This is a genomic window from Winogradskyella maritima, assembly GCF_042650215.1.
Taxonomy (GTDB): domain Bacteria; phylum Bacteroidota; class Bacteroidia; order Flavobacteriales; family Flavobacteriaceae; genus Winogradskyella; species Winogradskyella maritima.
This window is the reverse complement of sequence record NZ_JBHSAT010000004.1, coordinates 1,605,731-1,619,173: the sequence shown is the minus strand read 5'-3', so window position 1 is coordinate 1,619,173 and position 13,443 is coordinate 1,605,731. Positions and strand designations below refer to the sequence as shown.

Sequence of the window (13,443 nt, the reverse complement as noted above, 5' to 3'; positions counted from 1 at the left end):
ACCTACCACCACAAAGACTATCCAAAAAAAACGATATTTTTACAGCCAAATTAGACCAACACACGGCTTTATGGGGTATGACCTTAGCATTATCGTTCCTGTTTATAATGAAGAAGACAACCTGGAGCGGGTAGAAAAAGAGCTTTCAGATTATTTAAAGATTGCATCTGTCCCCACTTCGATTCTCTTTGTGAATGACGGATCCAAGGACAATAGTCAAGAAATGATTGAAGCCATTTGTGCTCGTCAACCCGATTTCCATTTTATTTCGTTTGAAGCTAACAAAGGATTAAGTGCCGCCATTAAAGCTGGCTTTGATCATACCGAATCCCGATTGGTGGGTTATATCGATTCTGACTTACAGACCGCACCTGAAGACTTCAATTTATTATTGGAACATTCCGAAGATTACCATTTGGTAACTGGTGTACGCGCTAATCGAAAGGACTCCTTTGTGAAGAATATGTCTTCAACAATTGCCAACGGTATTCGAAGGGCGTTTACCAAAGACGGTATGGACGATACGGGTTGTCCGTTAAAAATCATTCATACGGATTATGCCAAGCGCATTCCTATGTTTAAAGGCTTGCACCGGTTTTTACCAGCGATGATTCTTCTTCAAGAGGGAAAAATAAAGCAAGTGCCCGTCCAACATTTTCCGCGTGTTGCCGGAGAAGCGAAATATGGTTTATGGAATCGACTTCTAGGCCCATTAATGGACTGTTTCGCCTATTTATGGATGAAGAAAAAATACATCAATTACAAAGTAGCCTCTAAAAGCGAATGAAAGATTGGATGATTTATAGTATTGGGTTTTTAGCTCAAATCTTGTTTTCATCGCGTCTCATTGTGCAATGGGTAAAATCTGAAAAACAGAAGAAAGTCGTTACACCGACCTTGTTTTGGACGCTGAGTTTAATTGCCTCATTCCTCCTATTTATTTATGGCTATCTCCGATTAGACTTTGCCATAATGTTAGGCCAGTCGCTAACGTATTACATTTATATAAGAAATTTACAGTTGCAAGGTGAATGGAAACGCTATCCTAAAATAGCACAAATTGGCTTTGTCATTTTGCCTATACTCATCGGTGTTTACTACTTCAATAACAATAAAATAGATATTGATTTACTCTTTAAGAATGAAGCAATCCCAATATGGCTCTTGATTTTGGGCATCGCTGCACAAGTTGTTTTTACCTTGCGTTTTATTTACCAGTGGTTATATTCTGAACGTGAAAAAACATCGAGCTTACCAATGGGGTTTTGGGTGATGAGCCTCATTGGTGCACTTATGATTTTATGTTACGCCATTATCCGTAAAGATCCCGTGTTGTTTGTAGGTCACTTATTCGGAATTATAATTTACGCTAGAAACGCCATGCTAATCCGAAAAAACAAATGATTAAGACCATTGAGAAATATCCGATAGCGAGCATCTTTGCTTTTGTCTTTCTAATGCTGGGACTAAGTCTTTGGGTCTTACCTGTAAGTATTATGGAGGCCCGGAATTTTATCGCCGCTAGAGAAATGTTGCAAGACGACAACTGGATTTTGACCACCATGAACGGTGAAGCCCGCTATCAAAAGCCCCCTCTACCGACTTGGATTACAGCATTTTTTGGAAGCATCTTTGGCATTACAAAGGTTTGGGCCTTACGCTTACCAGCCATTTTGCTTATTGGGATTATTGGGAGTCAAGTCTACCTATTATCCAAACAATTACAATTAGAAAAGGCCCAAAGTCTACGGAACGCATTTGTTGCCGTAACCTCATTTTATATCATCGGTATTGTGGTTGAAGCGCCTTGGGATATCTACGCCCATGGGTTTACGACTATTGCTTTGTGTCAATTATTCATGTTGTTTCAGGGCAGAGCGAAATTTTGGAATAGCATCTTGTTTGCCATTATGATAGCCGCAACAGTATTATCCAAAGGCCCGGTCTCCTTATATGCGCTTTTTCTACCATTTGTACTGAGCTATGTGTTCGTCTATAAATTTGAAGGTGGGATTTTGAGACATCTCAAATGGATTACTCTTTTGGTGTTCGGAATAGCCATTGGCGGTTTGTGGTATTTATATGTTCGTATTGCAGATCCTGAAACCTTTACCGCCATTGCTAGCAAGGAAACGGGGAATTGGAGTAGCTATAATGTAAGACCGTTTTACTACTATTGGAGTTTCTTTACCCAAAGTGGGTTGTGGACCATTCCTGCCTTTGTTAGTTTGTTGTATCCTTACTTAAAGTCACGTGTTTCTAATCTAAAGGCCTATAAATTCAGCTTATTTTGGACGCTTTTTGCGGTTATTCTCTTATCTATTGTTCCTGAAAAGAAATCGCGCTACCTCATGCCAGTACTCATTCCGTTGGCGATTAACATTGGATTTTATTTGGAATATTTGGTGCGGTCATTCAAGTCGATGTCGGATAAGAAAGAAACCTATCCTGTTTATTTTAATTTTGGACTGATTGGACTAGTCGCCGTAGTTTTTCCTATTTTGGCGTACTTGGCATTGGGCGGTTTTTCAGGTCTGTATTTGGTGCTCTACATTTTGGCATCGATTTGCCTTCTCATTTTAGGTTTTTTAATTTTGAAATCCCTTAGAACGAAAGACATCAGCAAAACCATTGCCTTAAATTTCTTAATGATGCTTACTCTTGGTCTGTTGGCTTTGCCATTAGCTGATAACAATAAAGCTTCAAACTATAAGCCCATTGCAGAACTCGATACTTCAGACGATTTAAAATTACATGCTTATTCAGGTATTTCGCCTGAAGCCATTTGGAATTACGGTTCTAAAATTCCCGTTTTAAAAACCGAAGGAGGCTTGCAAATTCCAGAAGCGTCTTCATTCTTATTGGCATTCAATCATAATGAAACCGAGATTCCAGAAGCGCTTTCAAACTTATATCGAATAGAACTAATCGGCACTTTCGATTTAAACACTTCAGAAAAAAACAGCAGAAGTTACAAGGAACGCTTGGTAAACAAGGTTTACAAACTTACGCGTCGATAAACTGTCTCTTTAAAAACACATCGAGCTTATAGAATGCAAAACCACTGATGGCGCCAAACATAAAGCCAAACAATAAATCAGTTGGGTAATGCACGCCAACGTAAATTCGACTAAATCCAACGATAATACTCCATACGACGAGAATATAAATCAGCTTTTTGTAGTAAGGTTTTAAGATAAGACCTCCAAAAATTGCGGCTGCCATGGAATTGGACGAGTGCCCAGAAAAGAACCCAAATGGGCCGCAACGTTCCGCTATAAATCGTGCCGTTTCCATAACACCTGGCTGTCGACAAGGACGAGGACGCTCAAAATAGTGCTTTACCACATTAGTCAATTGGTCGGTAAAGGTTATCATAATTACTGTGACCAAAACCACCAGTATCAATGGTTTTACGCCTTGCTTTCTGTAGATTAAGTAAAGTAAAAGCGTATAGAGTGGCACAAAGGTAAACTCGTTAGTGATCGCGAGCATTACAGGATCTAGGGTTTCATTCCCCAGATTATTCAGAAATAAAAATAAGTCCCAGTCGGATTGAAAAAACTGTTCCATTTGCTATTGGTCGTATCGTTCAATTTCACGGTCGTAAAAGGCCGTGGCTTCCTTGATGTAGTTCTCGGTTTCGGTTTCCAATTCTTTTTGGTCGTGCTGATCAAATTCCTCTAACCACTCTACCTCATCATTTTCGAGATTAATGACAAATCGCGGGAATTCGGTATGTACTATAAAAATAGCATTGGGGAAATCTGTGTTGTCTCCGAGTATAAATTTTGGAAGCTCCATGCGTTATTTCAAAGTTTGAGATTCAAAACTTCAAAGTTACAATTTATTGTTAAGCTTGAAGGGTTTTCTGTCTAATCAGCTTTTTGGTAAGGTAATTAAAGCGCCAAAATAGCATCATGGCCGCTGCCGTGAGTCCCGCCAACAACCCAATCCATATCCCTAAACTGCCCAAGGCATCGTCCTTCCCTAGAAAGAACGATACAGGAAACCCAATTAACCAATACGCAATAAATGTAATAAGTGTGGGAATCTTAACGTCCTGAAGCCCTCTCAGTGCACCCAAAACAATCACCTGAAGACTATCCGTAACTTGAAACACAGCCGCCGCTAATAGCAGCGTTGATGCTATTTTAACTACTTCCATTGTATCTAAAGCGTTTTTGGGGTCATTGACATCTACATATAAATGAGGCAAGCTATCGTGAAAAACAACAAACGCCAATGCGAAGCCAATGGCAAAAACGAAACCAACTAAGAATATTGATTCGGCAATTCGTTTTAGATTACTAAAGTCTTTCAAGCCTTTTTGGTTTCCTACGCGTATCATGGCAGCAACACTTAAACCCATAGCCACCATAAACGTCATTGAAGACAGGTTGAGTGCAATTTGGTTGGCCGCCTGGGCGTTCTTCCCTAAAATACCACTCAACCAAATGGCTGCCGTAAATATGGCGACTTCAAAAAACATTTGCATGGCGCTTGGGCCACCCAAAGCAATCAACTTATTGATGGCCTGTTTTGTTAGGGCAAAAATTTTGATTTTGGTTACAAACGCCTTCGTGCGCTTCTTTTTTGCTAACAGTACCCAAAGGTAAAGTAGCATTACAAAGCGCGAGACCAAAGTCCCAATAGCTGCACCAACGATGCCAAGCTCCGGGAAACCAAACTTCCCAAAGATTAGGACATAGTTAATCCCGACGTTAATGAGGTTAGCAATTATGGTAGCGTACATAGGATATCGCGTTAGAGACATGCCATCACTAAACTGTTTAAATGCCTGAAACACAATAAGCGGCACCAATGAGAATGCCACTAAATCCAAATAAGGCCCTGCGAGAATCACTACCTCTTGCGGCTGATCCATGATAGACATTAATGGCTTGGAAAAATAGAGTCCTACAAACAGAATTAGACCTAAGGTAGTACACAAGAACAAGCCATGCTTAAATGCCGATTTCCCTTTTTCAAAATTGCCCTCGGCATCTGCTTCGGCTACCAACGGGGTTATGGCCGTTGAAAAGCCTATGCCCAAAGACATAGCAATAAAAATAAAACTGTTGCCCAGAGACACGGCAGCCAACTCGGCACTGCCCAACTGGCCTACCATAATATTATCTACGAACGACACTAGAGTATGACCGAGCATCCCTAAAATAACGGGCGTTGCCAGTTGCAGATTATATTTGAATTCTTTAATGTAATTGCTCAAAACCACAGCGCAAAAATAGCGGTTTTGCGACTAATCCATTTAGTTAAATGCTTTTCTGAATTCTAAAGGAGATAACTCGGTTTTGGTTTTAAATAATTTTGAAAATGACGCCGGACGCTCAAAGCCTAGAGTGTAAGCAATCTCACTAATTGACAGTGCCGTAGTTGATAATTGAAGTTTCGCCTTCTCAATCAAGGCGTTATGAATATGTTGCTGCGTACTCTGTCCAGTGACCGTCTTTAATATACTACTCAAATAATTGGGTGATAAATTAACAGAATCAGCAACCCAACTTACGGAAGGCAGACCTTTTTTCATAAGATCATCGTTTGCGAAATAATCAGTCAGTAGCTTCTCAACTTTCGCGACAATTCCATGGTTTGTGATTTGCCGTGTTATAAATTGGCGTTCGTAGAATCTGTTGGCATAATTCAACAGCAATTCTATCTGGGAGACTATAATCTGTTGACTGAACTTATCAATGTTGGCTCTATACTCTCGCTGAATGTTCTTTAACAAATCTTCCATCATCTGCTCCTCTTTTTCAGATAAAAACAACGATTCACTGACGCTGTAGTCGAAAAATTCGAACGTTTTAATAGATTCTGACAAAGAGGTATTCCATAAAAAATCGGGATGAACCAACAATAGCCAACCACTTGGGGAAGAGGCTTTTACATTGGGGTTATTGCCTAGGCCCATCACTTGGTTTGGTGCAATGAATGTCATTAGGCCTTCATCAAAATCGTACTCTTGTTGGCCATAAAACATCTTATAAGGTATATGACGTTTGAGACCAATGGTATAATAGTCTTGTTTCCACTTTAAGGCATCGATATCTTCGGGATATTTGACCTCACTATAATCCACAAGACTGATTAGCGGATGCTCTGGCGGGGATAGGTTGGCAATTTTATGATAATCGCCAACCTTTTTAAAATGTTTTAATTCATTCATTTTCCTAAAAGTATTGAAAAGATTTTACACAAGCATCCCCCCGGACACTTCCATACGCTGTCCATTGATCCATCCAGCGCGGTCCGAACATAAAAAGGCCACCGTTCCACCAACATCTTCAGCTTCGCCTACACGGCCTAAAGCGGTAATGCTCGAAATGACAGCAGCTTTATCCTCCTGCTTATTGCTTCCACCAGCGAAATCTGTGGCAATGGCTCCTGGCGCTATAACATTGGCCGTTATTTTTCTGGAGCCCAATTCCTTAGCCAAATAACGTGTAAATACTTCGATAGCACCTTTCATTATGGCGTAGGACGACATACCGGGCAGACTGAAGCGCGCCAAACCACTTGAAATATTAACAATACGACCTCCAGAATTTATATATGGTAAAGCCGCTTGTGTTAAAAAATAGACGCTTTTAAGGTGAACATTCATCATTTCATCAAATTGATCTTCCGTGGTGTCGTTGATCATATTGAAGGTTCCTGTTCCGGCGTTATTGATCAGAAAATCAAAATTTGGCTTTCCGTTTTCTTCCATAAGATATTCGGTGGCTTTGGACATAAATAGCTTCGCTGTGTTGGGATTGTTGGCATTAAACGGAAAAGCAACCGCTTTTTGTCCTAAGGCTTCAATGTCTGAAATAACCTCCTTGGCTTTTTCAAGATTTGTATTGTACGAAAAGATAACATTGATACCGTCTTTTGCGAGATTAAGCGCCATATCACGACCTAATCCTCGACTTCCTCCAGTAATAATTGCAGTTTTTTGACTCATTTTTGTTGTGTTTTATAATTACACTACAAAGTTGCGTCATCATATATAAGTACACTCGTCATAATCTATGATTGTCTTATCCGAATCTACTATTCGTCATACTAATCTTATAAGACCTAAAATATTCTGAATTAATTTATAGCTTAGAGATTGATGTCTGCGCTCTTTTAAATTCTGTTATTATTTCATCTACAATCTCAGAAACTGGTTTTATGTCATGAATAAGTCCAGAGATTTGTCCTATCTCTAATTCGCCATCCTCGAGATCCCCTTCAAACATACCACGTTTCGCTCTTGCCCTACCGAGTAGTTCTTTGAGTTCATCAATTGTTGGTCCTTTTTTATATAGATCTTGGAGATCATTATAGAATTTATTTTTAATTAGGCGAACTGGCGCCAGTTCTTTTAAAGTCAATTGAGTGTCCCCTTCCTTGGCATCAACCACCACCTGTTTAAAGGCTTGATGGGCCGAAGATTCTTCGCTGGCCACAAATCGGCTTCCAACTTGAACCCCATCGGCACCCAATATCATTGTGGCCAACATCGCTTTTCCTGTTGCAATACCTCCAGCAGCAATTAATGGAATTTTGATCTGCTCTTTCACCATGGGGATTAAAGTCAAAGTTGTGGTTTCATCTCTCCCGTTATGGCCTCCAGCTTCAAATCCTTCCGCTACAACCGCATCCACACCTGCCTCTTGTGCTTTTAATGCAAATTTTACACTACTGACGACATGTACAACGGTGATGCCTCTATCTTGCAACCATTTGGTCCAAGTCTTAGGGTTACCTGCTGATGTAAATACAATTTTCACACCTTCCTCAACAATGATATCCATAATCTCTTCGATGTTGGGATACAGCATAGGAACATTCACACCAAACGGCCTATCCGTGGCCTTTTTGCATTTTTGAATATGCTCTCGCAATACATCAGGATACATGGACCCTGCCCCGATGAGACCCAAAATTCCTGAGTTACTAGCTGCCGAGGCTAAGCGCCAACCGCTGTTCCAGATCATTCCGGCTTGTACAATGGGATACTTTATATTGAAGAGTTGGGTGATTCTGTTTGGCATGTGGATGATGTTTGATATTGCACTTCGAGAGACCCAGTGTGACTAAGGTCTTAATTGAATTGTAAATATATTGATTCCTTTTTCTGAAAAAAGAAGCCCTCTTTAATTATTAATGAATACGGCGAGATAAAATTTTGAGATTCAGCTCCCGAAGCGTCGGGACAGGAATGACAAACCAACTGCAGTAGCCATAGAACCTAAGAAATAACGCCGGAACCCAATAGCTCATCATCAATATACCATGCAACAAACTGACCTTCAGTAATAGCGGATTGTGGACCTTGAAATTCAACATATAATCCCGAATCCATTTTATGCAAAGTCGCTTTTTGAAGGGGCTGTCTGTAGCGTATTCTAGCTTCGACTTCCATAGTTTCACCTTCGACTAATTCTAAATCTTCTCGTATCCAGTGCACATCGTCGTTGTTAACAAACAAAACAGAACGCAACAAGCCAGGATGATTTTTTCCTTGGCCGGTGTAAATGACATTTTCTTTCACATCCGTATCAATAACGAATAGCGGTTCTTTGGTGCCACCAACCGCCAACCCTTTGCGTTGCCCTTTGGTAAAATAATGAGCGCCTTGGTGCCTTCCTACAACAGTTCCATCTTGGATTTGATAGCTTTTGGGGTTTGAGAAATAAGCTAATTCAGCAGATTTGTTTTCAAACTTCGGAATGGCTTCTGAATACAATGAATGTACTTCAGGAATTTCAACAATAACACCCTCTTTTGGTTTTAGTTGTTGTTGCAGAAATTCGGGCAATCGTACTTTTCCGATAAAGCATAAACCTTGGGAATCTTTCTTTTCCGCGGTGATTAAATCCTGCGCTCTGGCAACTTCCCGGACTTCTGGTTTGGTTAATTCGCCTATTGGAAATAGAGCCTTTGCCAATTGGGCTTGTGAAAGTTGACACAAAAAATAAGATTGATCTTTATTAGTGTCCTTGGCGGACAGTAAGCGATGAACGTCTTTACCATGCTTTGTAATCGTATCCTTTCGGCAGTAGTGACCTGTAGCGACAAAATCCGCACCCAATTCTAAAGCGATGTCCATAAAGACATCAAACTTAATTTCTCTATTGCAAAGCACATCGGGATTTGGCGTTCGTCCATTCTCGTATTCCTTAAACATATAATCAACGATACGTTCTTTGTATTGTGCGCTTAAGTCTACCGTTTGAAAAGGAATCCCCAATTTATTGGCGACCAACATGGCGTCATTACTATCTTCCAACCATGGACATTCATCAGAAATAGTCACGCTGTCATCGTGCCAATTCTTCATGAATAAGCCGATCACCTCATAACCTTGCTCCTTTAAAAGATAGGCTGCAACGCTAGAATCTACACCTCCAGAAAGACCAACTATGACCCGTTTCATGTTCTAGTTACTTGAATTTAAGGTGGCAAAATTACAAATAAAAATGGTACCCGAGCTTGAATACCATTGTCCTAATCTATTGTATAAATGCGTTTAGCCTATTGTCTGAAATACACTTAATCGCCATCCCCTAAATCTTCCACTTTAACGACTTTGCCCTCCTTGTAATACGTCCACCTTCCTACACGCTTATCTGCTTTGTATTCACCTAGCGTAGCTATGCGCCCTTCTGTGTCATAAAAGACTGAGTCACCATGAAGTTTGTCATTCTTATATTCTGAAGTTCGTAAAAGGCCACCTGAATCCGTATACCATTTGGAGGTACCGTGGAGCTTTCCGTCCTTATAAACGGCTTCTTCAGCGAGTTTACCGTTTTTATAGAATACTTTTCGAGGTCCATCGAGATTTCCATCATCATTATAATTCTCGGTCGTCATAATAGTTTTTGATGATTTGTGAAAATAGACCCATTCTCCAATATACTTTTTGCCATCCATCTGGCCTTGGCTTATAATTTTACCGTAAGAAGTTAAAAATTTAACATCTGCAAGGTTATTTTCAGCATTGAATACCTTAACGGCACTCAAGACACTTTTTTTGTTACTCAGGGTGTAAAACTTAAACGTATCTATTTCCTTTCCATGATTGAATTTACCTGTGTATCTAGGTTGATTGGTACCTTCAAAATATTTGGTCCAAACCCCATGCCGTTCTCCATTATTATCAAAGCCATTGAGCTCATTTTGAGCACTTATGGTTGTTAAAAAAATGGTAAAAATGCAAATGAGTGAAGCAAATGAGCGATTGCGCACGTAACTTTGTTTAATCATTATTTAAATTTGTTAAACACTTTTAAAAATGAGTTAATAACTATTAAACCCAAAAAAATGAAAAATATTTTAAAAACTCTGCTTATTCTTCCCCTAGCTTTTGTGATGGTTACGTTTCAGTCTTGTGACTCAGACGATGATAATACGCCTATGCCTTCAGAAACTACTGTAGTTGATGTAGCAGTTGATGCTAATTTTACAGTATTAGCAGATGCTTTGACACGTGCAAATTTAGTAACTACGCTTGAAGAAGAAGGCCCTTTTACGGTTTTTGCACCTACTAACCAAGCTTTTCAGGATTTATTAGATAGTAATAATAACTGGAATTCTTTAGATGATATTCCTTTAAATACTTTAACTGAGGTTTTATTAAACCATGTAATAATAGGCGAAAACATTCCTGCTTCAACATTAATCGGTGCGGGAAGTGGTTATGAAACAACTGGGGCATCAGGTCCTGAATCTACAAATTTAAGTTTGTACTTTAATGTTGTTAATGGTGTAGTACAGTTAAATGGAGGATCTAGCACTGATGCCGGTGCTAATGTTATCACTCCAGACCAAATGGCAGATAATGGTGTTGTCCATGTGATTAATAAAGTATTATTACCGCCGACTACCGCAGACCATGCTATTGCAAACCCTGCATTGAGTGTATTAGTAGATGCTTTAGTTTATGCAGACACTCAAGACGGAACAGATTTGGTCGCTACATTATCACAGAACAGTACATTTACAACGTTTGCACCAACTAATGATGCCTTTTTGGCCCTACTCTCTGAATTAGGTGTAAGCGCATTAACAGATATTGATGCGGAAACCGTAGAAGCTGTGTTATTGACACACGTTATAACCAATGCCAATGTAACTTCAGGTGAGTTGACTACTGGAATGGTAGCCACACTTGGCGGGAACATTATGGTTGATGCTGGTAGTTTAACAATTACTGATCCAAGAGATAGAGAGATCAACATAGTGCCATCATTGGTTGATATCCAAGGGAGTAACGGTGTTGTACATGTTGTAGATAGAGTAATTCTACCTGCTGAATAAAAGAAAGATCGAGGCTGATTACCTCATTTTTATATTGATTGATTTAGTTAGTAAAACCCTTTGGAGCTTTTCCGAAGGGTTTTTTGTTCATTAAAAAACCCTCAATCTTTTACGAATGAGGGTTAATTATAAAGTTATTTGACTTCTATTTTCTTCTATTTTGCTGTACCTTTTTTTGTTGCTCAGCTTGCTCCATCATTTCCGCCATCTTCTTTTGGAAACGATTTTGCTTCTTAGGCTTTTTCTTATTGTCTTCAATCTTGGCTAATACTTTATTTTCATCAATAATGAAGTTTTTTATAACCAGCATAATCCCAATACTAATTAAGTTAGATACAAAATAGTACAAACTCAATCCGGATGCGTAGTTATTAAAGAAAAACAACATTAATAATGGCGAGAAGTAAATCATGTACTTCATCATCTTAGCCATATCTGGCATACCTTCTTGTGTAGGTTGATTCGCCATTTGTTGACCCGTAGTCATCTTCATATAAAAGAAAATTGCTACAGCGGCTAATATTGGAAATAAACTTACGTGGTCGCCATAAAACGGAATGCTGAATGGTAATTCTGCAATCACATCATACGAACTTAAATCGTCTGCCCATAAAAAACTTTTTTGTCTTAATGCAAATGCTGTTGGGAAAAACATGAACAAGGCATAGAACACCGGAATCTGCATTAAACCTGGTAGACAGCCACTTAGCGGACTTGCCCCAGCCTTACTCTGAAGTGCCATAGTCTCTTGCTGTGCTTTAAGCTTATTGTCTTTATATTTCGTTCTGATGGCATCCAATTCTGGTTTAAGGATCTTCATTTTTGCCTGTGACAAGAATTGCTTGTACTGTACAAAAGACAATACTATTTTCACCAAAATAGTCATCACAATAATGGCGATACCATAAGGCAACATGCCACTTAAAAAGTTAAATAACGGTATGAAAATGGCCTTATTAATCCAACCAAAAATTCCCCAACCAAAAGGAATACTTTCTACAAGCTCATCATCATAATTCTTAAGAATCTTAGCATCTGTAGGGCCGTAATAGAGATTCATATTTTGGGCAAGTTCACCACCCTTTACATCCAACGCTAATTTGGTGGTGTATCTTTTGGTATATAAGGTATCAACGGCTTCATCCTCAACTAAATCTTCAGACGTAATGGTTGCTGAAGGAAAAGGTGTATCTGTCTTTAATATAGAGCTGAAGAAATGCTGACGGTAAGATATCCAATCAACCTCCTCAATAATCTCATCATCATTACCCATTTGGGACAGCTTATCAATCTTACCATCTTCGTGGCGGTAGGTTAATCTTGTGTAGCGATTTTCGTAGGATACACTCTTATCATGACGCAATTGTGTCATTGCCCAATCTAAATCAATAGTCTGTGATCCATCGATGATACCATCCATACCTTGGGACTTGATGCTAAAATCGATCATGTAATCGTTAGGTTTTAGCTCGTAACGGTATTCCAAATACTTATCTGCGGCTACTTTAAGTTTCATTGATACCACCGTATTCCCACCATTTTGGGTTACTGTTGGTTCAAAAGGCAGGGTCGATGTATTCATTGTACGACTATCAGTAGTTGGTAACTTAACATTGAATTCCGTATTACCATCCTTGACCATATAAATCGGAATAGAGTCAAAACGTACAAAATCGCGCAATTTTACTTCAGAAAGAAAACCACCTTTGGTACTGAATTTTAAATCCAAAACCTCCGTTGAGACTTCGGTAAACTCTTTATTCGCTGATGGCAAAGACATGGCATAAGCAAAGGCGCCATATTTACTTTGAAGACCAGCACGCTGTGTAGAATCCATTGCGCTGAAGTTTGTATAGTCCTCTGCTGTGGTCTGCTTGGTTTGACCATTTTCAATGGTTTTTGCTTTTTTCTCAGCCTCAACCTGTTCTGCTTCCGCTTGCTTTTGTGCGGCAATTTCCTCTTCGGTCGGTTGTTGCTGATACATAATCCACAATAGGATTCCGAATATCAGTACAAAACCTATAATTGAATTGAGGTCAAATTTCTTTTCTTCCATATTTTTCCCGCCAAAGCGGTCGTCTAGTTAGTAATTCCAAGCGCTAATGTAGTCTGCGCTGTGCGATGTGG

Annotated in this window: 13 protein-coding genes and 1 pseudogene; 4 read left to right on the top strand and 10 right to left on the bottom strand. The window is 39.4% G+C overall.

Annotated features, from left to right (window positions below):
* The first annotated feature begins 70 nt into the window (after window positions 1-70).
* Genes ACFOSX_RS08465 through ACFOSX_RS08455 form a run of 3 tightly spaced genes read left to right on the top strand, consistent with a single transcriptional unit; the run spans window position 71 to window position 3,020 of the window.
* Window positions 71-787 carry a glycosyltransferase family 2 protein gene (locus tag ACFOSX_RS08465; protein WP_386099216.1) on the top strand — a complete coding sequence of 239 codons (717 nt, stop codon included), beginning with the start codon at window positions 71-73 and terminating at the stop codon, window positions 785-787.
* Window positions 784-1,404, top strand: a complete 621-nt coding sequence (locus ACFOSX_RS08460) for a lipid-A-disaccharide synthase N-terminal domain-containing protein (RefSeq protein WP_386099213.1) — start codon at window positions 784-786, stop codon at window positions 1,402-1,404. Before ACFOSX_RS08465 ends, ACFOSX_RS08460 begins: the two co-directional genes overlap by 4 nt.
* A complete protein-coding gene (locus ACFOSX_RS08455) occupies window positions 1,401-3,020 on the top strand; it encodes an ArnT family glycosyltransferase (RefSeq protein ID WP_386099210.1) in 1,620 nt (539 codons plus the stop codon). Before ACFOSX_RS08460 ends, ACFOSX_RS08455 begins: the two co-directional genes overlap by 4 nt.
* On the opposite strand, the gene ACFOSX_RS08450 is transcribed toward ACFOSX_RS08455, so the two are convergent.
* The 9 genes and pseudogenes from ACFOSX_RS08450 to ACFOSX_RS08410 all read right to left on the bottom strand — a co-directional run bounded on the left by ACFOSX_RS08450 (window position 3,007) and on the right by ACFOSX_RS08410 (window position 10,263).
* Window positions 3,007-3,573, bottom strand: coding sequence for a phosphatase PAP2 family protein (locus tag ACFOSX_RS08450; protein ID WP_386099207.1), 567 nt, complete (start codon window positions 3,571-3,573; stop codon window positions 3,007-3,009). The genes ACFOSX_RS08455 and ACFOSX_RS08450 overlap by 14 nt on opposite strands.
* A gap of 3 nt (window positions 3,574-3,576) precedes the next feature.
* Window positions 3,577-3,804 (bottom strand): hypothetical protein, encoded by a 228-nt coding sequence (locus ACFOSX_RS08445; protein ID WP_386099204.1) that lies wholly within the window; start codon window positions 3,802-3,804, stop codon window positions 3,577-3,579.
* 49 nt (window positions 3,805-3,853) lie between these two features.
* Complete coding sequence (locus ACFOSX_RS08440) at window positions 3,854-5,239, bottom strand: MATE family efflux transporter (RefSeq protein ID WP_386099201.1); 1,386 nt, start codon at window positions 5,237-5,239, stop codon at window positions 3,854-3,856.
* 33 nt (window positions 5,240-5,272) lie between these two features.
* Window positions 5,273-6,190: a helix-turn-helix domain-containing protein gene (locus ACFOSX_RS08435; RefSeq protein ID WP_386099198.1), complete on the bottom strand. Its 918-nt coding sequence runs from the start codon at window positions 6,188-6,190 to the stop codon at window positions 5,273-5,275.
* A 24-nt stretch (window positions 6,191-6,214) separates the two neighbouring features.
* Window positions 6,215-6,970 carry an SDR family NAD(P)-dependent oxidoreductase gene (locus ACFOSX_RS08430; RefSeq protein ID WP_386099195.1) on the bottom strand — a complete coding sequence of 252 codons (756 nt, stop codon included), beginning with the start codon at window positions 6,968-6,970 and terminating at the stop codon, window positions 6,215-6,217.
* A gap of 136 nt (window positions 6,971-7,106) precedes the next feature.
* On the bottom strand, window positions 7,107-8,048 hold the full coding sequence (locus ACFOSX_RS08425) for an NAD(P)H-dependent flavin oxidoreductase (protein WP_386099192.1): 942 nt from the start codon (window positions 8,046-8,048) through the stop codon (window positions 7,107-7,109).
* Between the two features lie 197 nt (window positions 8,049-8,245).
* Window positions 8,246-9,433, bottom strand: a complete 1,188-nt coding sequence (gene mnmA, locus ACFOSX_RS08420) for a tRNA 2-thiouridine(34) synthase MnmA (RefSeq protein ID WP_386099189.1) — start codon at window positions 9,431-9,433, stop codon at window positions 8,246-8,248.
* Between the two features lie 3 nt (window positions 9,434-9,436).
* Window positions 9,437-9,520, bottom strand: a pseudogene (locus tag ACFOSX_RS08415) (DUF3884 family protein); the annotation flags it as partial.
* Between the two features lie 29 nt (window positions 9,521-9,549).
* Complete coding sequence (locus ACFOSX_RS08410) at window positions 9,550-10,263, bottom strand: toxin-antitoxin system YwqK family antitoxin (protein WP_386099186.1); 714 nt, start codon at window positions 10,261-10,263, stop codon at window positions 9,550-9,552.
* A gap of 105 nt (window positions 10,264-10,368) precedes the next feature.
* Here ACFOSX_RS08410 and ACFOSX_RS08405 point away from each other — a divergent pair, with 105 nt between their 5' ends.
* Window positions 10,369-11,316 carry a fasciclin domain-containing protein gene (locus tag ACFOSX_RS08405; RefSeq protein ID WP_386099183.1) on the top strand — a complete coding sequence of 316 codons (948 nt, stop codon included), beginning with the start codon at window positions 10,369-10,371 and terminating at the stop codon, window positions 11,314-11,316.
* Between the two features lie 145 nt (window positions 11,317-11,461).
* On the opposite strand, the gene yidC is transcribed toward ACFOSX_RS08405, so the two are convergent.
* Window positions 11,462-13,372 carry a membrane protein insertase YidC gene (yidC, locus tag ACFOSX_RS08400; RefSeq protein ID WP_386099180.1) on the bottom strand — a complete coding sequence of 637 codons (1,911 nt, stop codon included), beginning with the start codon at window positions 13,370-13,372 and terminating at the stop codon, window positions 11,462-11,464.
* Window positions 13,373-13,443: the final 71 nt, after the last annotated feature.